The sequence below is a fragment of the Streptomyces sp. a15 genome (assembly GCF_059026085.1).
Genome location: NZ_JBWLKM010000040.1, coordinates 28,170 through 50,658 on the forward strand (window position 1 = coordinate 28,170; position 22,489 = coordinate 50,658).

Here is a 22,489-nt window from a genome sequence, read left to right on the forward strand (position 1 = left end):
GACCCACCGTACGACCCGCCACTGACAACGCCCGGGGAAGTGGCCGGGGATCCGAGGCCCTCGGCCGGCCGGGGTTCAGAACCCGCGCAGCGCGGCGCGCACCACGTCCGGCTTGTTGGTGATGACCCCGTCGACGCCGTACCCGGCGACCAGACGGGCCGTGGCCGCGGTGTCCACGGTCCAGGTGAAGACCTCCAGCGGCCTGCCATGCGGACCTGTGAAGGCGTGGACGGCGGAGACGTATCCCTTGGAGAGAGAGCCGTACGAGGGGTTGATCTGGTCGGCGAAGGCCGCGTACCCGGACAGGTCCGCCACCGGCGGCGTACCGAGGAAGCCGGTCTTGACGCCGGGCTTCAGTTCGTGGACCGCGCGCACGCTGGCGGCATTGAAGCTCTGCACGATCAGCCGACCCGCGAGGTGTTGCCGGTCGAGCCAGCCCTCGTTGCCGAGGACCTTGAGGGTCTGGCCCTCGATGCCCGGGTACAGGTCCGGGTTCTTGATCTCCAGGAGCACCTTCTGGTGGTGGACCTCGACGCGGCGCACGTACTGCTTGAGCGTGGGCACGCGCGCGTCCGCGTACGCGTGGCCGAACCAGCTCCCCGCGTCGAGCCGCGCGATCTCGGCGGAGGTGAAGTCCCGCACCTTCCATGGCGCCCGGTCGGGGAAGACCTCCTCGACGTCGGTGGTGCGCCGCAGATTGTCGTCGTGAAGGATGACGAGCTCGCCGTCCTTGGTGCGCTGGACGTCGTTCTCGACCCAGTCGATGCCCAGCTCGGCCGCCTTGTCGACGGCTGCCAGGGTGTTCTCGGGCGCGTAGGCGGAGGCGCCCCGATGGGCGATGACCGTGGGCTGCTTGCCGTCCTCGTCGGCCCGGACGTCGGAAGGGGGAAGCAGGAAGGCGGCGGTTCCCAGGAGTGCGGTGGTCGTGGCGGCAAGTGCGCGCGCGTGCATGCGTACTCCTCGCGTCGAGCGATCACGGACAGCACAACTGTGACAGCAGAGGGTCAACAGCAGGCGGGTGCAGAATGGCCACAAGTTGAATGAGGTTGTCCCGAGTCCGCTCACTGATGCCGCACAACTGGGGCAAGGCCGTGTTTCTTTGCCGGAAAATCGTTCGACCATTCCGGTGGGAGTCATACTCTCTGCGTCAACCCTGACCGCTCGGGCGGTCCTGGGAAGGGGCGCACATCAGGGAATTCCGGGAAGCAAGAGGGCGGAAGGGTAGCCGCGCATGCAAGGCACGGTCGACGGATTCAGCTACGGACTCGTCACACCGCTGGTGGCCTACCTCATGGCCTGCCTGGGCGGGGCCCTCGGCCTGCGCTGCACCACCAGATCCATGCTGGTCAGCAACTCCTGGCGGCCCGGCTGGCTCGCCCTCGGCGCGGCCGCGATCGGTTCGGGCATCTGGACCATGCACTTCATCGCGATGATGGGCTTCAAGGTCGAGCAGGCACCGATCCACTACGACCGGGCGATGACGTTCGCGAGTCTGGGCGTCGCCATCGTCATGGTGGGCATCGGGATCTTCATCGTCGGCTACCGGGGGGCTAAGGGAACGGCCCTGATGACCGGTGGTGCCATCACCGGCCTGGGCATCGCCTCGATGCACTACCTGGGCATGGCCGGCATGCGTCTCAACGGCAAGCTGGAGTACAACACCCTCACCGTGGCCGCCTCCGTCGTCATAGCCGTCGTCGCCGCCACCGTCGCCCTGTGGGCCGCCGGACAGGTGCGGGGCTTCCTGTGGAGCGTGGGCGCGAGCCTCGTCATGGGGCTCGCCGTGACCGGTATGCACTACACGGGCATGGCCGCCCTCAGTGTCCATCTGCACAGGTCCACGGCCCCCACCGGGGGCGACTCGGCAGCCTCCCTGCTGGCGCCCATGATGATCGGCCCGCTCGCCTTCCTGCTCCTCGCGGCAGTCGTCGTGATGTTCGACCCGTTGATGGTCATGGGGAAGCCGGTCTGGACCCCGGTCGAGAACAAGCCGGGTGTCCCCGCTCGGGAGCTGGTCTCCCACCCCGCCGCCCGCCGCCCCTCCCTCCGCACCCGCCGGAATCCGGCCCACCGGGACTCCCGCACCCCGCAGAACCGCTGATCCGCCCCTGGCCACCGGGGCCTCGCACCCTGCAAAACCGCTGATCGGGCCCCGTTGTCAGTGGGGGGTCGTACGGTTGATGGCATGCGGCCCGTTTCCCACATCGAACGCACGGTGGCGCCCTTCGAGGTCGTCAGCCCGTACCAGCCCAGCGGCGACCAGCCCGCGGCCATCGCCGAGCTCGCCCGGCGCATCGAGGCCGGTGAGAAGGACGTCGTTCTGCTCGGCGCGACCGGCACCGGCAAGTCCGCCACCACCGCGTGGATGATCGAGAAGCTCCAGCGCCCCACCCTCGTGATGGCGCCGAACAAGACGCTGGCCGCCCAGCTGGCCAACGAGTTCCGGGAGCTGCTGCCGAACAACGCCGTCGAGTACTTCGTCTCGTACTACGACTACTACCAGCCCGAGGCGTACGTCCCGCAGTCGGACACCTACATCGAGAAGGACTCCTCGGTCAACGAGGAGGTCGAGCGACTGCGCCACTCCGCGACCAACTCGCTCCTCACCCGCCGCGACGTCGTCGTGGTCGCCTCGGTCTCCTGCATCTACGGCCTCGGTACTCCGCAGGAGTACGTGGACCGCATGGTCCCCCTCAAGGTCGGCGAGGAGATCGACCGCGACCAGCTGCTGCGCCGCTTCGTGGACATCCAGTACACGCGCAACGACATGGCGTTCACCCGCGGCACCTTCCGCGTCCGCGGCGACACCATCGAGATCTTCCCGGTCTACGAGGAGCTCGCCGTCCGCATCGAGATGTTCGGCGACGAGATCGAGGCACTGTCCACCCTCCACCCGCTCACCGGCGAGATCATCAGCGACGACGAGCAGCTGTACGTCTTCCCGGCCTCCCACTACATCGCGGGCCCCGAGCGCCTGGAGCGGGCCGTCAACGACATCGAGAAGGAGCTCGGCGAGCGCCTGGCCGAACTGGAGAAGCAGGGCAAGCTCCTGGAGGCCCAGCGGCTGCGCATGCGCACGACGTACGACCTCGAGATGCTCCGCCAGATCGGCTCCTGCTCCGGAGTCGAGAACTACTCGATGCACTTCGACGGCCGCGAGCCCGGCTCCCCGCCGAACACCCTGCTGGACTACTTCCCGGACGACTTCCTGCTCGTCATCGACGAGTCCCATGTCACCGTCCCGCAGATCGGCGCCATGTACGAGGGCGACGCCGCCCGCAAGCGCACCCTCGTCGACCACGGCTTCCGGCTGCCCTCCGCGCTGGACAACCGCCCGCTGAAGTGGGAGGAGTTCCAGAAGCGCATCGGCCAGACCGTCTACCTGTCCGCGACCCCGGGCAAGTACGAGCTCTCGCGCGGCGACGGCGCCGTCGAACAGATCATCCGCCCCACCGGTCTGATCGACCCCGAGGTCATCGTCAAGCCCACCGAGGGCCAGATCGACGACCTGGTGCACGAGATCCGCAAGCGCACCGAGAAGGACGAGCGCGTCCTGGTCACCACCCTCACCAAGAAGATGTCCGAGGACCTCACCGACTACTTCCTGGAGCTCGGCATCCAGGTGCGCTACCTGCACAGCGACGTCGACACCCTGCGCCGGGTCGAGCTGCTGCGCGAGCTGCGGTCCGGCGAGTTCGACGTCCTGGTCGGCATCAACCTCCTCCGCGAGGGCCTCGACCTGCCCGAGGTGTCCCTGGTGGCGATCCTCGACGCCGACAAGGAGGGCTTCCTGCGCTCGGGCACCTCCCTCATCCAGACCATCGGCCGCGCGGCGCGCAATGTCTCCGGCCAGGTCCACATGTACGCCGACAAGATCACCCCGGCGATGGAGAAGGCCATCGAGGAGACCAACCGCCGCCGGGAGAAGCAGGTCGCGTACAACACGGAGCGGGGCATCGACCCCCAGCCGCTCCGCAAGAAGATCAACGACATCGTCGCGCAGATCGCCCGCGAGGACGTCGACACCGAGCAGCTGCTCGGTTCCGGCTACCGCAAGTTGAAGGAGGGCAAGGGTGCCAAGGCTCCCGTGCCCGCCCTCGGCAGCAAGGCGGCCAAGGCCGTCAAGGGCAAGACCAAGGAGACGGTGCCGACCGACCGCCCCGCGGCCGAGCTCGCCGAGCAGATCGAGGAGATGACCGAGCGGATGCGCGCAGCCGCCGCCGACCTCCAGTTCGAGATCGCGGCCCGACTGCGCGACGAGGTCTCCGAAATGAAGAAGGAACTCCGCCAGATGAAGGAGGCCGGACTGGCCTGACGCCCGCGCATACGCGCTGTGTTGCAAGACCGACACAAAGGGCGGACCGGGGTACGGCACTGTCAGTGGCCGTGCGTAGGGTTCTGGTCATCCGCGGATCCCGCGGCAACAGGGGAAATACGAGAGGGGACCAGCCCGTGGTGGACGTATCCAAGGGCGGCGCGCCCGGCGGCGGCGTCAATCTGACCAAGGGTCAGGCCATCAGTCTGCAGAAGCGTGACGGCGGCACGCTGACGGCGGTGCGCATGGGTCTCGGCTGGCAGGCGGCCCCCCGGCGCGGCCTGTTCGGCTCGCGCACCCGGGAGGTCGACCTCGATGCCTCGGCCGTACTGTTCGCGGACAAGCAGCCGGTCGACGTCGTCTTCTTCCGCCACCTGGTGAGCGACGACGGCTCGGTGCGCCACACCGGCGACAACCTGGTCGGCGGCGTGGGCCAGGGCGGCGACGACGAGTCGATCCTCGTCGACCTGGGGCGGGTGCCGGTCCACATCGACCAGATCGTCTTCACCGTGAACTCCTTCACGGGCCAGACCTTCCAGGAGGTGCAGAACGCGTTCTGCCGCCTGGTCGACGAGACCAACGGCCAGGAACTCGCCCGCTACACACTCGCGGGCGGCGGCGCGTACACGGCTCAGATCATGGCCAAGGTGCACCGCACGGGCCCGGGCTGGACGATGACGGCCCTCGGCACTCCGGCCAACGGTCGCACCTTCCAGGACCTGATGCCGGCGATCCTGCCGCACCTGTAGGACAGCGCGGCGGGCAGCACGCGACACATCGACACAGGGGGAGAAGGCGATGACGGCCGAGCTGGTGCGAGGGCAGAATCACCCGCTCTCCCAGGCCCGTCTCGAGGTTCGGATCGCGGCCGGCACGCCGATCGTGGTGGGGGCCACGCTCGGCGACGAGCACGGCAAGGTGCCCGGCGTCGAGTGGGTCGCTCACCCGGGCGCCCCCACGCTGCCGGGGCTCGAGGTCTCCCGTCAGGCGGCCGCCGACCACCGCCTCGCGGTCGACCTCGGCGCCGTTCCGGAGGCCGTGCACCGGGTCGATGTGCTGCTCGCCCTGCCCGCGGCGGGCGGGGGAGGACCGGCGAGCTTCGGCGCCGTCGCCGCCCCGTTCGTCGCGGTCACCGACCTCGACGGCACCGAGCTCGCCAGCTACACGATCACCGGTCTGGACGCCGAGTCGGCCGTCGTCGCCCTGGAGTTCTACCGCCGCCAGGGCGCCTGGAAGGTGCGTGCGGTCGGCCAGGGGTACGGGGGCGGACTCGCCGAGCTCCTCACCGACCAGGGCCTGCCCGAGGCCCATCACCTGGCGACCAGCATCAACGAGGCGGTGGCCCAGGGCCTGGCCCGCTCGCTCCCGGCCCCGTCACGCCCCACCGACCCCGACCGCTCCCGCCGACCGGCCGCACCGGCCCTCGGCGGCGACCAGGGCGGCCCCGCGACCCAGGGCGCCTCCGGCGCCGTACCCCCCCAGCCGGTACCCCCGTACGGCGCCCAGGCTCCGGGCGTCCCGCCGCAGCCCACGTCTCCGTACGGTGCGCAGGCTCCAGGTGTCTCGCCGCAGCCCACGTCTCCGTACGGTGCGCAGGCTCCGGGTGTCTCGCCGCAACCCGCCTCTCCGTACGAACCGCAGGGCACGCCGGCGGCCGGTGCTCCCCAGCCGCCCACCCCGCCCCACGGCACACCGGGCACCCCCGCGACCGGCACACCGCGACACGCCATCTCCCCCTACGACGCGCAGAGCACCCCGGCCGCCTCCACACCGCAGCCCGGCCAGCCCCAGGGGGCCGTACCCGCGGACTCCACCTCCGCCGCCCAGCCGCCCGGCGCCCCCATCGACTACGCCCACCCGCGTCGTCAGAGCGCGGCTCCGCAGCCGCCCCCGCCCGGGCAGGCCAAGCCACCGGTCGCGGGGGACGCCGCCGGGTGGTCCATGGACGAGCGGCTCTACAACCAGGTGTGGGGCATGTTCGAGGACCTGGCCCGCACCATGGCCGCGTACCGCAGTGCCGTCGACTTCGCCGACTCGCGGATGGAGAAGGAACTCGACCAGGTCCTCTCCGACCCGCGCAGCCGGCTCGGCGGACAGGGCGACGCCGCGCGGGAGGCCGCCCGGGCCAAGTACGCCCAGCTCGTCGACCAGGCCAGAGCGGTCCTCGACCGGGACCTCGCCCAGCTCACCGCCGAGGCCGAGGTCGTCGAGCCCGCGCTGCCGCCGGCGTACGCGCGCTGGGAGAACCCCGTGTGGCACGGCTACCGCGTGCCGATGGAGGTGCCGATGGCCCTGCGCATGGGCGATCTTCACCTGCCGGAGGCCCCCGAGCTGCGCATACCGTTGCTGGTCCGCCTGCCGCTGGAGCGCGGTCTGTGGATCGACAGCGGGCGCGCCGGATCACTCGACGGCTCGTTCACCGACTCCCACGACCTGGGACGCCTCGCGATGGAGACGGCGGTGGCGCACGCGGCGCGGCTGCTCGCCGTCCACCCGGCGGGCGAGTTCACCGTGCACGTCATCGACCCCGCCGGTTCGGCGGCGCAGGCGCTCACCCCACTGGTGCGGACGGGAGTGCTCGCCGCCCCGCCCGCCGTAGGGGCGGCAGGGGTGGCGGACGTCCTGGCGCGGCTCACCGAGCGCGTCGACCTGGTGCAGATGGCGGTGCGCGCGGGTGCGGCCGACTCGCTGCCGCCCGGCCTCGACACCGCCGAGCAACTGCTGATCGTGAACGACTTCCCGCACGGCTTCGACGACCGCGCCGTGACCCAGCTCCGCTACCTCGCGGACGAGGGCCCGGCCGTCGGCGTCCACCTGATGATGGTCGCGGACCGTGAGGAGGCCGCCGGCTACGGCCCGTTGCTCGACCCGCTGTGGCGTTCGTTGCTGCGCCTCACCCCGGTGCCCGACGACCACCTCGCCGACCCGTGGGTCGGGCATGCCTGGACGTACGAGCCCTCGCTCGTGCCGCCCGGCAGCGAGGTGCTCCAGCAGGTGCTCAGCCAGGTCGCGAGGGCCCGCACCAAGTACACGTAAAGCCGCCCGACCAGGTGTTTTGACCCTTCTTTTGCCAAGCGCTTTACCTTTCCTTGGTGATTGGGTACGGTTGTTCCCACGGAGGGGAGTACTCCCTGTCGACTGCGGCGTACCCGTCAATACGGATCTGGCCAGATCCCGGGGCGTCGGCCCATCCTGGGTGGAAGAGACCTCCGGCAGCGCGACGACGCTGGTTACTTGCCGTTACGTACTGCCGGAGGCGCAGTGGATGTTTCCCTGACCCTGTGGGTCCTGACGATCGTGGGCCTTGCCGCCCTCATCGCGGTCGACTTCTTCATCGGCCGCAAGCCGCACGACGTGTCCATCAAGGAAGCCGGAATCTGGACGATCGTCTGGATCGTCCTGGCCGGACTCTTCGGACTCGGCCTGCTCGTCTTCGCCGGCGGCCAGCCCTCCGGCGAGTTCTTCGCGGGCTTCATCACCGAGAAGTCCCTGAGCGTCGACAACCTCTTCGTCTTCGTCCTGATCATGGCGAAGTTCGCGGTGCCCTCGCAGTACCAGCAGCGGGTGCTGCTCATCGGTGTGCTGATAGCCCTCGTCCTGCGCGCGATCTTCATCGCAGCGGGCGCCGCGATCCTCGCGAGCTTCGCGTGGGTCTTCTACCTCTTCGGCGCCTTCCTGATCTGGACCGCCTGGAAGCTCATCCAGGAGGCCCGGGCCGACCAGGAGGACGAGGAGTTCGAGGAGAACAAGCTGCTCAAGGCTGTCGAGCGCCGCTTCGGCGTGGCCGACCGCTACCACGGCACCAAGCTGTGGATCGAGGAGAACGGCAAGCGGGTCATGACCCCGATGCTGGTCGTGATGCTCGCGATCGGTTCGACAGACGTCCTGTTCGCGCTCGACTCGATCCCGGCGATCTTCGGCCTGACCCAGGACCCGTACATCGTCTTCACGGCCAACGCGTTCGCGCTGATGGGCCTGAGGCAGCTGTACTTCCTGATCGGCGGCCTGCTCAGGAGGCTGGTCCACCTCAGCTACGGCCTGTCGATCATCCTGGGCTTCATCGGCGTCAAGCTGGTGCTGCACGCGCTGCACGAGTCCGGGGTCCACGTCCCGGAGATCAGCATCCCGGTCTCCCTCGGCGTGATCTGCTCGGTCCTGATCGTCACCACGATCACCAGCCTGCGGGCGTCCAAGAAGCAGGCGGCGGCCGAGGCGGCGCAGGAGCCGAACGAAGGCGCTCCGAAGGACAGCATCGAGGCCTGACCACCTCGGACGTAGGACAACCACCCCCCGGGAGCGGTGGTCGGCGAATTGCCGACCACCGCTCCCGGTGCTTCGTTGGGACCGAGCGTTCCCCGCCCGGGGACGCCCCGGGTCCGGGTGGGAGGCGCCCACCAGGTTCGCGGAACAGATGGCCGCGTTGTGTACCAGGCCGCCGTCCTTCACCGACTGCGACGTGCTGGACATGACCGAGTCCACGTGACGCCGACGGGCCCCGTACTCCTGGAGTGCGGGGCCCGTTCGCCTCTGCGACGATCACTGCATGATCGCTCGGGTCGGGTCGCTCACGACACAGTGGACGTCTGCGGTACCGGTGCTCGCGATCGTCATGCTGCTGTTCACGTGGGGTCGAGACCTGCCCGGCGCGGTCGTCGCGCTGGTGACGGTGATCCTCGCCGGGGCCGTCCTGGCGGCCGTGCACCACGCGGAGGTGGTCGCCCACCGGGTCGGGGAACCCTTCGGCTCCCTCGTCCTGGCCGTCGCCGTCACGATCATCGAGGTCGCCCTGATCGTCACCCTGATGGCCGACGGCGGCGACAAGAGCTCGACGCTGGCCAGGGACACGGTCTTCGCGGCCGTGATGATCACCTGCAACGGCATCGTCGGCCTGAGTCTCCTGGTCGCCTCCCTCCGCCACGGCACGGCGGTCTTCAACCCCGAGGGCACCGGCGCCGCCCTCGCGACCGTCGCCACCCTGGCCACGCTCAGCCTGGTGCTGCCGACGTTCACCACGAGCAAGCCGGGACCGGAGTTCTCGGGCGTGCAGCTGACCTTTGCGGCGATCTCCTCGCTGGTCCTGTACGGCCTGTTCGTGGCGACCCAGACCGTGCGGCACCGCGACTACTTCCTCCCGATCACCCGCCAGGGCGAGGTGATCACCGTCGAAGAACACGCCGGCGTGCCGTCCGCGCGCACCGCCCTGGTCAGCCTCGGACTGCTGGGCCTGGCCCTGATCGGCGTGGTCGGCCTGGCCAAAGGCGTGTCGCCGACCATTGAGTCCGGTGTGGAGGCGGCCGACCTGCCGCACGCGGTCGTCGGCGTGATCATCGCCCTTCTGGTGCTGCTGCCCGAGACCATCGCCGCACTGCGCTCCGCGCGCCGCGACCGGGTGCAGACCAGCCTCAACCTCGCGCTCGGCTCCGCGATGGCCAGCATCGGCCTCACCATCCCGGCGGTCGCCCTGGCCTCGATCTGGCTCTCCGGCCCGCTTGTCCTCGGCCTCGGCTCCACCCACATGGTGCTGCTCGCGCTGACTGTGGTGGTGAGCTCCCTGACGGTGGTGCCGGGGCGGGCCACGCCGCTCCAGGGAGGACTCCACCTGGTGGTGTTCGCGGCGTATCTGGAGCTGGCGATCAATCCCTAGCGGGAATCCCTACCGGAATCCCCAGCGGGATGATCCCCAGACGGTGCGTAAACGCTTGCGCGAGCGCTTACGCACCGCGGGTTCAGCCAGTGGCCGGCTCCGCCGCCACCACCGGCACCGGCCGCGTCTCGGGCAACAACGCGAAACACCCCAGGCTGAGCAGCGCGATCCCGGTCAGATACGCGCCCACACCCCACGGCACCCGGCCGCCCTGCTCGACGAGCGCGGTCGCCACGAGGGGCGTGAGCGCGCCCCCGACAACCCCGCCGAGGTTGTAGCCGACCGCGGCGCCCGTGCAGCGCACCCGGGGCTCGTACAGCTCCGGCAGATACGCGGCGATCACGGCGAACATGGTGATGAACGCGAGCATCGCCCCCAGGAAGCCGAGGAACATCAGCAACGGCTCGCCCGTGGCGAGGAGCGCGACCATCGGGAACATCCACACGGCGGCGCCCGCACACCCGGCCAGGCACAACGGCCGCCGCCCGTAACGGTCACCGAGCAGCGCCGCCACCGGCGTCAGCGAGCCCTTCACCAGCACCGCGGCCATGATGCAGGTCAGCATGACGGTACGGCTCACTCCGAGCCGCTCCGTGGCGTACGCGAGGGACCAGGTCGTCACGGCGTAGAAGATCGCGTACCCGATGGCGAGCGCCCCCGCGGTCAGCAGGACGAGCCGCCAGTGGTCACGCGCCACCTCGGCGAGCGGCACGCGCGCGTGGTCGTCGATCTCGAGGAAACTGGGGCTCTCGACAAGCGAGGAACGCAGCCACAACCCCACCACGGCCAGCACCCCGGCCGCCCAGAACGGCACCCGCCAGCCCCACTGCGCGAACTGCGCCTCGGTCAGCGTCGCGGACAGTGCCAGCACCACGCCGTTGGCGAGCAGGAAGCCCAGCGCGGGCCCGACCTGCGGGAAGCTCGACCACAGGCCCCGCCGTTCGGGGGGCGCGTGCTCCGCGGTCAGCAGGACGGCCCCGCCCCACTCCCCGCCGAGCCCGAGCCCCTGCAGAAAGCGCAGCACGAGCAGCAGTACGGGAGCGGCGACACCGATGGTCTCGTACGTCGGTACACAGCCGACCGCGACCGTGGAGGCGCCGGTCAGCAGCAGCGAGGCGACCAGGACCGGCCTGCGCCCGCGCCGGTCGCCGATGTGCCCGAACAGCACCGATCCCAGCGGCCGCGCGATGAACCCCACGCCGAACGTCCCGAAGGCGGCCAGCGTCCCCGCCACCGGTGAGAACGTCGGGAAGAACAACGGCCCCAGGACGAGCGCCGCCGCGGTCCCGTAGACGAAGAAGTCGTAGAACTCGATGGCCGTCCCGGCGAGCGAGGCGGCCGCGAGCCGCAGCATGGAGGGGGCCCTTACGGTGCGTACGTCGTGCATGCCGCGTCAACTACCCACGGTGATCGCCGGTTACGGGGGCGCGCGGGCGCGCGGCCCGCGTCAGTACGTGACGGTGATGCGCCGGGAAGGGCCGTCGACGCGGACGGTGCCGCCGTACGGGATGACGAGTTGTGGGTCGGTGTGCCCGAAGTCGACGTCGAGGACGATCGGGGTCTCGGGGGCGTACGCCCCCATGGCGCGCAGCACGGCCTCGCGCTGCCCGGCGGCGTAACGAGCGGCCTCCCGCGGGCTGTTGGGGCGCTCGAAGGACCAGGTCTTCGCTCGGCCCATCAGCAGTGCGGAGAAGCGCTGGAGCAGGCCGCGCTCGCCCATGTTGCGCATGGTCCAGAAGACCTCCGTGGCACTCGGCATGTCCTCCGAGGTCTCCAGGAGCAGCACTCCGCCGTCGTACTCCGTCAGGTCGTGCGCGACTTCGCGGTCGGCCATCAGCAGCCAGCCGAGGATCTCCAGGCAACCGCCCCAACTCCGGCCCTCGACCACCCGGTCGGCGTTCACCCAGGTCCATCCGGTGCCGGGCCGGGTCTCGGGCTCCGTGTCGAAGGTCGCCGGGTCCGCCCAGTCGCGGTTGACGTCGTTCCAGCGCTCGGCGGGCCTCAACTCGTACTCACCCGAGGTGAACAGCGCCGCGCGCAGCGACTCGGCGGTCTGCGGGTGCATGGCGCCGGGACGGCCCAGTTCGCACATCACGGACGCACCGTGGTAGCTCACGATTCCGGCATTGCGCAGATAGGCGAGCAGGTTGGTGTTGTCGCTCATCCCGAAGAAGGGCTTCGGGTTCGCGGCGATCAACTCCCGGTCCAGCAGCGGCAGTACGGTGATCTGGTCGTCACCGCCGATCGACGCGATCACCGCCTTGATGTCCGGATCGGCGAACGCGGCGTGGATGTCGGCGGCCCGCTCCCGCGGCGTGGAGCCCATGGTGCGCGTCGCCGGATACTCGACCGGTTCGAGCCCGTACTCCTTGCGCAGCCGCTCAAGACCCAGTTCGTAGGGGCGCGGGAACAGGCCGGGCAGACCGGCCGACGGCGAGATCACGGCTATACGGTCGCCGGGCGACGGCTTGGGCGGGTAGGAGATCGTCGTCATGCGGGGAGGGTACGGGCCGTGGGTCCGGCCGCGCACCGTGATAAACCGGGTCCGAGCAGCGGTCCTCAAAGGATCGCCCACCCTGAACGGACCGGAGGAACCGTGCCCCGCACCCTGGCCAACGCCCCGATCATGATCCTCAACGGCCCCAACCTGAACCTGCTCGGCCAGCGCCAGCCGGAGATCTACGGCTCCGACACGCTCGCCGACGTCGAGGCCCTGTGCGCCAAGGCGGCGGCCGCGCACGGCAGCACGGTGGACTTCCGCCAGTCCAACCACGAGGGCGAGCTGGTCGACTGGATCCACGAGGCGCGGCTGAACCACTGCGGGATTGTGATCAACCCCGGTGCCTACTCGCACACCTCGGTGGCGATCCTGGATGCGCTCAACACCTGTGACGGCCTTCCGGTGTTGGAGGTCCACATCTCCAACATCCACCAGCGCGAGACGTTCCGGCACCACTCGTACGTCTCGCTGCGTGCCGACGGGGTCATCGCGGGGTGCGGAGTGCAGGGGTACGTGTTCGGGGTGGAGCGGGTCGCGGCGCTGGTGGGGGCGGGGCAGGCCGAGGCGTAAGTCCCGCTGTCCAGGCGGACGCCCCTTACAGCCGCCCCGCCTCCACGATCCGCCGCAGAAAGCGCTGTGTGCGCTCCTGCTGCGGGTCGCCGAAGATCTGCTCGGCGCTGCCGCGCTCCAGGACCACACCGCCGTCCAGGAAGCACACCTGGTCGGCCACCTCGCGGGCGAAGCTCATCTCGTGCGTGGCCAGCACCATGGTCATGCCGTCGTCCTTCAGATCGCGCACGACGGCCAGGACCTCGCCCACCAGCTCCGGGTCGAGGGCGGCGGTGACCTCGTCGAGCAGCAGCAGCCGGGGACGTACGGCCAGGGCGCGCACGATCGCGACCCGCTGCTGCTGTCCGCCGCTCAGCCGGTCCGGGTACTCGCCCGCCCTGCCGCCGAGGCCGAGCCGCTCCAGCAGTTCACGCGCGCGTGCCTCGGCCTCCGCACGGGGCACCCCGTGCACGCGGCGCGGGGCCAGGGTGATGTTCTCGAGGACCGTCATGTGCGGAAACAGGTTGTACGCCTGGAAGACCACGCCGATACGGCGGCGCACCGCGTCCTGGTCGGCACGCGGATCGGTGATCTCCTCGTCGTCCAGCCAGATCGCGCCGTCGTCGATGTCCTCCAGGAGGTTCGCGCACCGCAGCAACGTCGACTTGCCGGAGCCGGAGGCCCCGATCAGCGCGGTCACCGTGTGCGGAGCGACCTCCAGATCGACGTCCCGCAGCACGACCGACTCACCGAAGGTCTTGCGGACCGACTCCATGCGCAGCACGGGGGCGTCGTTCATAGGGATCCTCCCTGGGCCCGCTTACGGTCCATCCGGGCCGTCACCCAGTCCGTGAACCGTGTCATGGGGATGGTCAGCGCCACGAAGACCAGGCCCGCGACGATGTACGGCGTGTAGTTGAGGCTGCGGCCGACGATGATGTCGGCGGCCCGTACGGCGTCCACGGCGCCGCCGATCGACACCAGCCCGGTGTCCTTCTGGAGCGACACCAGGTCGTTGAGCAGGGGCGGCACCTGGCGGCGTACCGCCTGGGGCAGGACGACGTACCGCAGCGCCTGTCGGTTGTTGAGGCCCAGCGAGCGGGCCGCGGCGCGCTGCGAGGGGTGGACGGACTCGATGCCGGCCCGGAACACCTCGGCGACGTACGCCGAGTAGGTCAGCGTCAGCGCCGTACCGCCCAGCAGCACCGGGTCGACGGTCACGCCCTGCAGACGCAGCGCGGGGACGCCGAGGACCACGATCATCAGGTTGATGATGAGCGGCAGGCCCCGGAAGAAGTCCGTGTACGCGGCGGCCAGCACGCGCAGCGGGAAGAACACCGGGCCGCGCAGCGTGCGCGCGACGGCGATGAGCATCCCGAGGACGAGGACGGCAGCGCCGCAGATCAGCAGCAGCCGGACGTTGAGCCAGAGCCCTTCGAGGACCTTGGGCAACGCCTCGCGCGCGTACTCGGCGCTGAAGAATGTCTCCTTGGTGCGCGACCAGCCGGGCGCGTTGACGACGACCAGGTAGAGGACGACGCCCGTGACCAGGGTCGAGAGGGCGGCGATCGCGGTGGCACGGCGGGAGCGGGCGCGCTTGTAGGCCTCGCGGTCGATCCGCCGCTGCGAGGGGACGTACCCCTCGCCGGCTCCCGGGCGGTCCGGCTCACCGGAGCCGGTCAGGTCGCCCTTGCCGTCCGCGTCCTCCTGGCCGGACTCGTCCTTGGTGAGCGTCACTTGAGTACCGGGGCGTCGACGGCGTCGGACAGCCACTGCTGCTCGATCCTGGCCAGCGTGCCGTTCTCGCGGAGGGTGTCGACGGCGTCCGTCACGCACGCGGTGAGCGCGCTGCCCTTGTCGAGCACGAGCCCGAACTGCTCCGGCGTACCGCCCTGGTTCTCGAACTGCCCCACGATCGTCGCGTCCGTCACCTCGGCCGCCGTGATGTAGAACGCGGTCGGCAGGTCGACGACGATGGCGTCGACCTGGCCGTTCTTCAGCGCGGACTTGGCCTGGTCGTTCTTGGCGTAGGCGGCGGGATCCCGCGTCGGCTTCACCACGTCGTTGATGTAGTTGAGGCTGGTCGTGCCGACCTGGGCGCCCAGCTTGAGGCCCTTGAGGTCGGCGAGGCTGGTCGCCTTCGCGGCCTTGCTGTCCTTGAGGGCGATGACGGCCTGGCGCACGTCGTAGTAGCCGGAGGAGAAGTCCACGGCCTTCTTGCGCTCGTCGCTGATCGACACCTGGTTGATGTCGAAGTCGAAGGTCTTCTCACCGGGCGCGAAGGCCTTGTTGAAGGGGACGCTCTGCCAGACGACGGCACTCTTGTCGTAGCCCAGCTCGTTCGCCACGGCGTACGCGACCGCCGACTCGAAGCCCTTGCCGTTCGTGGGCTCGTCGTCCTTGAACCATGGCTCGTAGGCGGGCTCGTCGGTGGCGATGGTCAGCTTGCCGGAGGTTTCGGTGGCCAACTTGCCCTTGGCGCAGGTGGTCCCGGCCGACCCCGACGGCGTGTCGGCGGCCTTCTCCTCCGGCTGCGGAGCGCAGCCGACGGCGGTGGCGAGCAGGGCTGTGGTCGCGGCGGCGACGGCGCGGTGCAGCGCGCGCGAGGCAAGATGCATGGCGGGAGAGTGACAGTCCGCCGCCCCGTTTGTCGAGGTCACGGCATGAATCGTCCGCATGGTGGGAACGGGTGTTGCATTCTTGTGAACGCGTCCCGCGACGCGCCGTTCGCCGGGGCCGCCGGCCGAGGGCGGGGATCGAAAGGCCGGCGGCCCGTACCGCGCAGGAGCCGTCATCCTGCTGCGGGGCTGCTGCCAGTTGACCGCGCAACCACGTGCGCCGGGAGCGCGCGCGTGGCACCGGCGTGTGTGAAGGGTTCACACGGGGCGCGTACGCGCCCGCGTGCGGTGGAAACTGTGCGCGGGGCGCGCACTCATCGGCGGGCGCCCCTTGTTCACCACCGCTCGGCGGTGCTCACCACCCCCGCGCGCGCCACTCCGGCAGATGCGGTCGCTCCGCGCCCAGGCTCGTGTCGTTGCCGTGCCCGGGATACACCCAGGTCTCGTCCGGGAGCACGTCGAAGATCTTTGTCTCGACGTCGTGGATCAGGCTGGCGAACGCCTTCGGGTCCTTGCGGGTGTTGCCCACGCCGCCCGGGAACACCAAAGCTCACCGGGTAACACGGCAAATGTGACCGCCAACCTTGCCCCCGCCCGCACCGTGGCGTTTCTGTACGCCCGTATCAGCGAGGACCCCCGCGACCTGAAGCGCGGTGTCAACCGACAGATGGACGACCTCCGAGCCTTCGCTGCAGACAACGTCTGGGAAAGATCGGCGCCGAGTACATCGAGAACGACATCAGCGCCCACTCAGGGACCGAGCGCCCGAAGTACGACGCGCTTATGGAGGCCGCCATCGCCGCGGCCCAGCAACCCTGCCCTTGCCGATAACGTCATCCGCGCTGGTTGGAGCCGGTGCGCGACGGTTCGCGGGATGTCGGCCGCTTCGCCGGCGTCGACCACTCTGGCACGACTGGCGATCACCCAGGCATGATGACCGACCATGCTGCTGCGACTGGTGTACCTGGGCATGGCGAGCGCCTTCGCGATGCTGCGGCTGCTGCCGATGAGCGATCGGGACATGGACGTGGAGGTCCTGGCTCTGCGCCATCAGATCGCGGTGCTGGAGCGGCAGCTGAACGGGCAGTGGGTGCGGTTCGACGCGGGCGACCGGGCGTTCCTGGCGGCGCTGCTCCAGGGTCTGCCGCCCGAGGTGCTGCGTCGGATGCGGCTGCTGGTGCGGCCCGACACCGTGCTGCGTTGGCACCGCGACCTGGTCGCCCGCCGCCACGCCGCCCGGTCCCGGCCGAAACGCGGGGGCCGACCGCGCACCGTGCGCTCCATCCGCGCCCTGGTCCTGCGTCTGGCCCGCGAGAACCCGACCTGGGGCTACCGGCGCCTGCACGGTGAACTGCTCGTCCTCGGCGTGAAAGTGGCGGCGTCCACGGTCTGGGAGATCCTCAAGGACGCCGGGATCCCGCCGGCACCCGAGCGGACGTCCAGTACCTGGGCGGACTTCCTGCGCTCCCAGGCGGACGCGCTCCTCGCGTGCGACTTCTTCGAAACCGTCACCCTGTCCGGGGCGCGGCTGTAGGTGTTCGCGCTCATCGAGCACACCGACCGGCGCATCCGGATCCTGGGTGTGACCGCGCACCCGACCACCTCCTGGGTCGTGCAGGCGGCGAGGAATCTCGTCATGGACCTCCAGGACGCCGGCTGCCAGGCCCGCTACCTGATCCGGGACCGGGACGGGAAGTTCCCCGAACTGTTCGACACGATCCTCGCCGACGCGGGGATCGAGGTCGTGCTCAGCGGCATCCGGATCCCCCGCATGAACTCCATCATGGAGAGATGGGTGCAGACCTGCCGCCGTGAACTGCTGGACCGCACCCTGATCTGGAACCAGCGGCATCTCCTCCACGCACTGCGGGAGTTCGAGCAGTTCTACAACGCGCACCGGCCGCACCAGGGCATCGCGAACGCCCGCCCGCTGCACCCGCTCCCCGAACCGATCACCGATCCGGACCAAATCGCCCGCCTCGACATACATCGAACCGACCGACTCGGCGGCCTCCTTCACGAGTACCAGCATGCTGCGTGACCAAGCCGGATGAGGTTTCCGGCAAGGGCAACGTCCTTCACCCCCGACCAGACGGCGGGCACGGTCCTGCGCGCCGACTCCGGCCGCGACTACTACGCCGCGATGTCCTACTGCGGCCTGCCCGACGGGCGCCGCGTCTGGCTCGGCTGGATGAGCAACTGGGACTACCCGTTCAGCGCCCCGACCGGCTCCTGGAACGGCCAGCTGAGCATCCCCCGCGAGCTGACCCTCACGGACACCGCCGACGGCGCACGCCTGGTGCAGCGCCCCGTCCCGGAGCTGACCGCTCTACGCACATCCACGACAACCCGCAAGGACCTCCCCGTCGGCACCGACTCCGCCAACCTACTCGCGGGCGTCACCGGCATCGCCTACGAGATCGAGGCCGAGGTCACCCTCGGCACCGCCACCGAGATCGGCTTCCGGCTCCGGGCCGACGACAACCGGCACACGACGGTTGGATACGACGCCGAGGCGAGCCAACTGTTCGTGGACCGGTCGGCGTCGGGCCTGAGCGACTTCACCCAGTATTTCGCGGGCCGCACGACCGCGCCGATGAAAGCGACCGACGGCCGCGTGACCCTGCACGTGTATGTCGACTCGTCATCGGTCGAGGCATTCGTCGCGGATGGACAGGCCGCGGTGACCAGCCTGATCTTCCCCGACCCTGAGGCTGACACCATGGCCTTCTACGCCAAGGGCGGCACCGCGCACATCGAGTCGCTGAAGGTTCACCGGCTGGAGGGCACCTACCGCCTGGTCGACCGCGTGAGACCGTTGGCGGCCGCCCCGACCGGCGGCGAATTCCGCTCGGACCGCGGCGAGTTCACGGTCACCCCCGCCGGCCACTGGTCGACGGACAGTGCGGGCCGCGCGGGAACCTTCGACCAGGACTCCAACGCGATGTCGGCGCGCACGGCGACGGACCTGGACCTCACCACCCTGGTCCGCCTCGGCGGCCCCGACCCGGCAACGGGCGGCGCCCTCTCCCTCCTCTGGCGCGCCTCCTCCAACGGCGCCGACGCCTACTGCCTCAATATCGACCCCGACCTGCGGGTGATCCGCCTGGTCGCCAAGGCCAACGGTTACTTCGACGACAGCTCCGCCCTCGCCCGCGTCCCGGCCCTGGTCCGCCGCGGCACGACCTACCCGGTCCGTATCCTGGCTGAGGGCGACCGCATCCAGGTGTTCCTCGACGGCAAGCGGATCATCGACGTGACCGACACGACGTACATGGATGGACACATCGGCCTCAACGTGTTCGGAGGGAGAGTGGCATACCAGGACACGTACGCGCGGCAGCTGTGAACGACGGTTCCGGTGACAGTCGATCGTCTGCTCTCGTTCTCCTCTTGGTCCAGTGGGCGGGCGACGCCGACATAGGCAGTTCTTCTGACGCATCCGCGCCGCAAGAGGCGGAGACGGCAGGTGGACAGCTTCGTACGCACCCTGCTGGAGCAGCTGCCCGCCGAGGCCACCATCGGCGTGGTCACCTCCTTCAAGCCCAAGCCGACGAACTCCGCGACCACCTGAGGCGCTACGACCAGCAACGCGTACGCGTCGGCACCGTGCACACCTTCCAGGGCGGCGAACGCGACGTCATGGTCTTCTCACTCGTCGCGGGTGAGGGCATGCACGCCGGCGCGGTCGGCTGGGTCCACCACCAGCTCAATCTCTGGAGCGTCGCCATCACTCGGGCCCGCAGCCACCTCATCGTGGTCGGAGACATGAACCTGTGGCGTGAGCGGGGCGGTGTTGCCGCCGAGCTCCTGAACGCCGCCACCGCAAGCGATTCTCGCATCGACGGACGTAAGGGAGACGACCAGCTTCGGCGCCTCTACCAGGTCATGTCCGCACAGCCGGGAACGAGAGTGGCGCTCGGCGAGAGCGTCAACGGGCACCCCGTCGACGTACTGGTACGGCCCCCGGACGCTGCCGGTCCCCGTGCGGTCCTGCTCGATTCCGGCCCGGGTGACGGCGTTGACGAAGCACGCCACCTGCGTCTGATGCTGCGTCGCCGCCAACTCCTGGACGGCGGCGGACAAGGTGGTCAGGCCGTGCGATACCCGGCGTGGAGGCTCTACGACACCAGCACCGGCTGACCCAGAGGCGACACCGCGGCACCGGTCACTTCCCGGCCAGGAAGTTTGCGGCCGAAGGGTCCTTCTCGGACGGCTTGAGGACGATCGTGTTGCCGGCGGCGATGGTTGAGCAATGGTGAAACAGGCGGAGGGTGGGGCTCGCAGCGGCCGCGTTGCGTGGCCGCTGCGGGAACTTGGGCGGGCGTCTGGCTGACCTGGTCAGCCCGGGTACCGGGCTCCCAGCGCCTGCCTCAAGTCGTGCTCCAGCTCCGTGGCCTGGGCGGCGGTGAGCTCCTTCAACGGAGACCTGACCGCCCCTCCGGCCATACCGATCAGCTCACACCACTCTTTCAGCGCGGCATTCGGCATCTCTCCGTTCTCGAGGGGGCCGATGATCCACTTTCGGTAGACCTTGCGGACGGCGGCCAGGGACTCGAAGATGTGCCTCGCGTCCTGGATGCGGCCCTCCCCACAGAGCCGTATGTACTCTTCGATCGGCCGGTAGTGCGCCGACTGGTACAGGTAGCCTTCCGGGTCGCAGTAGAGCAGCGCCTGACCGTGTTCGAGCAGGTTCTCGAAGAAGTGCTCCTCAAGTGGGTCCGACACCCGCACATGGGTCCCCTTGGCGATGTCCCGCAGCTGGTTGTTACTGTCCTGATCTGCGGTGGTCTTCAGGATGCGCAGGTTGGAGCGCTCACACAGAGCGGAGAACGCCTTCGGGGACAGCGAGCTGTCCCGGGTGCCCGGCTGGCCCGGATTGAAGATCACGAAGGGCATGTCCACCGCGGCGAAGACCGAGTCGAAGAAGTCGAGCACTTCCTGGTCCGATGCTGCGGAAGCGGGCACCTCCAGGACGGCGTAGGCGGCGCCTGCTCGCCTGGCGTGGGCGCTGAGCTCGATGCATTCGCCGAGGGAGGGCGCCGATGTGACGGGGGTGACCAGAAGGTGGCCGGCGGCCTCGCCGACGATGGTTTCGGTGATGTGCTTGCGCTCGTCGTGGCTGAGCGCCCATCCCTCACCCATCAGTCCGTTGCAGTAGACGCCGTCGAGTCCCGCGTCGACGCATCGGTGAACATTGCGCCGAAGGCCGGCTTCATCGACTTCCCCGGACGGAAGAAAAGGGGTCGGCAGTGCTCCCCAGAGTTCGACACCCGTCCTCGAACTGCACTTCACGGTGGGTCTCTCTTTCTGCTGGCTGGTTGACGGGCACCACGGAGACCATGGACAACGCAGGCATCGGGGTGCCGTCGGCATCGGGGCGGTGGACTGGTCTCGTCCGGCGGGCAGAGAGACCACAGATGAATGCCGGGGCCGGCGGACCGGGGCCGGTCAGCCGATTCGGCCGCGGGTCTCCGGGACCCGGGTCAGCGTCACCAGCAGGAGCACAATGACTGCGGCCCCCGCAAGGTAGTAGCCGGGAGAGGCGGCGACTCCGGTGGCCCCGACCAGGGCGGTACCGACCAGCGGAGCTGTTCCGCCGAAGGCCGCGTATGCGGTGTTGTAGCTGATGGCGGCCGAGGTGAAGCGGGTCTCCGTGGTGAAGATCTCCACGAAGAACGCGTAGCAGCCGCCGCCGTAGATGCACAGCGGGACCACGAAGAGCAGCTGTCCCAGACCTGCCAGCATGAAGGATCCGCTGGTGACGAGCATGAAGCAGGGGATGGACAGCACGGCGAGTGCCGCCGAGCCCGCGATCAGCATCGGCTTGCGGCCCACCCTGTCTCCGATGATGCCGCCGATGGGCAGCAGCACCGTGTACGCCGTCATGGCCGCCGCGTTGAGCAGCAGCGACTGCTCACGGCTGAGGCCGCCGGTGGTCTGCACGTAGGTGACGAAGTATCCGGCCAGCGAATAGAAGCCCATGGCGGTCAGGCCCAGGACGAAGACGACCTGAAGCATCCGGACCTTGTTCTCGCGGAAGGCCTGGCGGATCGGGCCGCGCTTGCGGCCGGTCGTCTCGGCCCGGGCCTGCTGGAACACCTCGCTCTCCTCGGTGCGCATGCGGATCCAGAGGCCGAAGAACGCCGCCGGCAGAGCCAGCAGGAAGGGGATGCGCCAGCCCCAGGACATGAAGGCGTCGTCGCTCATGGACTTGCTGAGCACCAGAATGAGGGTGCCGGCGACCACGGAGGGCAGGGCGGTGGCGGCGAGCGTGATGTTCAGCCAGAGACCACGCCGGTGGACCGGGGCGTGCTCGAAGACGAAGGTCGGCGCGCCCACCGACTCGCCGCCGGCGGAGAAGCCCTGGACGAGCCGGCACAGCACCAGGAGGCAGGGGGCCAGCACTCCGATGGACGCGTGCGTGGGAAGCATTCCGATCGCTGCGGTGGCGATGCCGATCGACAGCAAGGTCATGTAGAGGACCTTGCGGCGGCCGACCCTGTCGCCCAGGGCGCCGAAGAAGAGCCCGCCGAGCGGCCTCACGGCGAAGGCGACGCCGTAGGTGGCGAATGTGACGAGCAGGCCGGCGAGGGCACTCTCGCCGGGGAAGAACAGTTTGGACAGGGTGACGGCCGAGAGTCCGTAGAGAGTGAAGTCATAGAACTCCACGAACTGACCCACGCTGCCACCGGCGAGGACGCGCCGTTGCATCCGGGAGAGCGGCGTGGGCCGTGTCGCGGTCGCCTGATCTGCTTCGGTCGTCGTCATGAGGTCCTCCGAAGGCCAAAGCGGGAATGCGCCGGGGTTGTTCTGGTGCAGCACATAGCGCCTCTTTCGAGTCGCGCCCATTGAAGGGGACG

At 69.6% G+C, this 22,489-nt stretch carries 17 protein-coding genes and 2 pseudogenes; 10 read left to right on the forward strand and 9 right to left on the reverse strand.

The window, feature by feature from the left end:
* Positions 1 to 75: 75 nt before the first annotated feature.
* Positions 76 to 951 carry a glycerophosphodiester phosphodiesterase gene (locus AC5P09_RS31620; RefSeq protein ID WP_493877160.1) on the reverse strand — a complete coding sequence of 292 codons (876 nt, stop codon included), beginning with the start codon at positions 949 to 951 and terminating at the stop codon, positions 76 to 78.
* Between the two features lie 280 nt (positions 952 to 1,231).
* Between AC5P09_RS31620 and AC5P09_RS31625 the strand changes: the two genes are divergently transcribed.
* From AC5P09_RS31625 to AC5P09_RS31650, 6 genes are all read left to right on the forward strand, one after another.
* Positions 1,232 to 2,101, forward strand: coding sequence for an MHYT domain-containing protein (locus AC5P09_RS31625; protein WP_493877161.1), 870 nt, complete (start codon positions 1,232 to 1,234; stop codon positions 2,099 to 2,101).
* Positions 2,102 to 2,185: 84 nt separating this feature from the next.
* The gene (uvrB, locus tag AC5P09_RS31630; protein WP_493877162.1) at positions 2,186 to 4,315 is read left to right on the forward strand and encodes an excinuclease ABC subunit UvrB; all 2,130 of its coding nucleotides are present in this window, start codon (positions 2,186 to 2,188) and stop codon (positions 4,313 to 4,315) included.
* A gap of 182 nt (positions 4,316 to 4,497) precedes the next feature.
* The gene (locus AC5P09_RS31635; RefSeq protein WP_266448652.1) at positions 4,498 to 5,064 is read left to right on the forward strand and encodes a TerD family protein; all 567 of its coding nucleotides are present in this window, start codon (positions 4,498 to 4,500) and stop codon (positions 5,062 to 5,064) included.
* A gap of 49 nt (positions 5,065 to 5,113) precedes the next feature.
* Positions 5,114 to 7,351, forward strand: coding sequence for a TerD family protein (locus AC5P09_RS31640; RefSeq protein ID WP_493877163.1), 2,238 nt, complete (start codon positions 5,114 to 5,116; stop codon positions 7,349 to 7,351).
* Between the two features lie 225 nt (positions 7,352 to 7,576).
* Entirely contained in the window at positions 7,577 to 8,578 is a 1,002-nt protein-coding gene (locus AC5P09_RS31645) for a TerC family protein (protein ID WP_493877164.1), read from the forward strand.
* Positions 8,579 to 8,858: 280 nt separating this feature from the next.
* Positions 8,859 to 9,959: a calcium:cation antiporter gene (locus AC5P09_RS31650; RefSeq protein WP_493877165.1), complete on the forward strand. Its 1,101-nt coding sequence runs from the start codon at positions 8,859 to 8,861 to the stop codon at positions 9,957 to 9,959.
* 82 nt (positions 9,960 to 10,041) lie between these two features.
* Here AC5P09_RS31650 and AC5P09_RS31655 read toward each other — a convergent pair whose 3' ends face one another.
* Positions 10,042 to 11,346, reverse strand: a complete 1,305-nt coding sequence (locus AC5P09_RS31655) for an MFS transporter (RefSeq protein WP_493877166.1) — start codon at positions 11,344 to 11,346, stop codon at positions 10,042 to 10,044.
* Positions 11,347 to 11,406: 60 nt separating this feature from the next.
* Positions 11,407 to 12,453, reverse strand: coding sequence for a S66 family peptidase (locus AC5P09_RS31660; RefSeq protein ID WP_493877167.1), 1,047 nt, complete (start codon positions 12,451 to 12,453; stop codon positions 11,407 to 11,409).
* Between the two features lie 102 nt (positions 12,454 to 12,555).
* Between AC5P09_RS31660 and aroQ the strand changes: the two genes are divergently transcribed.
* Positions 12,556 to 13,029, forward strand: a complete 474-nt coding sequence (gene aroQ, locus AC5P09_RS31665) for a type II 3-dehydroquinate dehydratase (protein WP_493877168.1) — start codon at positions 12,556 to 12,558, stop codon at positions 13,027 to 13,029.
* Positions 13,030 to 13,054: 25 nt separating this feature from the next.
* On the opposite strand, the gene AC5P09_RS31670 is transcribed toward aroQ, so the two are convergent.
* The 4 genes and pseudogenes from AC5P09_RS31670 to AC5P09_RS31685 form a co-directional block, all read right to left on the reverse strand.
* Positions 13,055 to 13,807 carry an amino acid ABC transporter ATP-binding protein gene (locus AC5P09_RS31670; protein WP_493877169.1) on the reverse strand — a complete coding sequence of 251 codons (753 nt, stop codon included), beginning with the start codon at positions 13,805 to 13,807 and terminating at the stop codon, positions 13,055 to 13,057.
* Positions 13,804 to 14,745 (reverse strand): amino acid ABC transporter permease, encoded by a 942-nt coding sequence (locus AC5P09_RS31675; protein WP_411148851.1) that lies wholly within the window; start codon positions 14,743 to 14,745, stop codon positions 13,804 to 13,806. Before AC5P09_RS31675 ends, AC5P09_RS31670 begins: the two co-directional genes overlap by 4 nt.
* Positions 14,742 to 15,626: an ABC transporter substrate-binding protein gene (locus AC5P09_RS31680; protein WP_493877170.1), complete on the reverse strand. Its 885-nt coding sequence runs from the start codon at positions 15,624 to 15,626 to the stop codon at positions 14,742 to 14,744. Before AC5P09_RS31680 ends, AC5P09_RS31675 begins: the two co-directional genes overlap by 4 nt.
* Positions 15,627 to 15,981: 355 nt before the next feature.
* Positions 15,982 to 16,170, reverse strand: a pseudogene (locus AC5P09_RS31685) (MBL fold metallo-hydrolase); the annotation flags it as partial.
* Positions 16,171 to 16,569: 399 nt separating this feature from the next.
* On the opposite strand from AC5P09_RS31685, the pseudogene AC5P09_RS31690 reads away from it, so the two are divergent.
* The 3 genes and pseudogenes from AC5P09_RS31690 (at position 16,570) to AC5P09_RS31700 (ending at position 19,769) form a co-directional block, all read left to right on the forward strand.
* A pseudogene (locus AC5P09_RS31690) lies at positions 16,570 to 17,667 on the forward strand (integrase core domain-containing protein).
* A gap of 9 nt (positions 17,668 to 17,676) precedes the next feature.
* Positions 17,677 to 18,975 carry a glycoside hydrolase family 32 protein gene (locus tag AC5P09_RS31695; RefSeq protein ID WP_493877171.1) on the forward strand — a complete coding sequence of 433 codons (1,299 nt, stop codon included), beginning with the start codon at positions 17,677 to 17,679 and terminating at the stop codon, positions 18,973 to 18,975.
* Positions 18,976 to 19,196: 221 nt separating this feature from the next.
* Positions 19,197 to 19,769: an AAA domain-containing protein gene (locus AC5P09_RS31700; RefSeq protein ID WP_493877188.1), complete on the forward strand. Its 573-nt coding sequence runs from the start codon at positions 19,197 to 19,199 to the stop codon at positions 19,767 to 19,769.
* A gap of 198 nt (positions 19,770 to 19,967) precedes the next feature.
* Here AC5P09_RS31700 and AC5P09_RS31705 read toward each other — a convergent pair whose 3' ends face one another.
* A complete protein-coding gene (locus AC5P09_RS31705) occupies positions 19,968 to 21,002 on the reverse strand; it encodes a dihydrodipicolinate synthase family protein (RefSeq protein ID WP_493877172.1) in 1,035 nt (344 codons plus the stop codon).
* Positions 21,003 to 21,077: 75 nt separating this feature from the next.
* Entirely contained in the window at positions 21,078 to 22,397 is a 1,320-nt protein-coding gene (locus AC5P09_RS31710; RefSeq protein WP_493877173.1) for an MFS transporter, read from the reverse strand.
* Positions 22,398 to 22,489 lie beyond the last annotated feature (92 nt).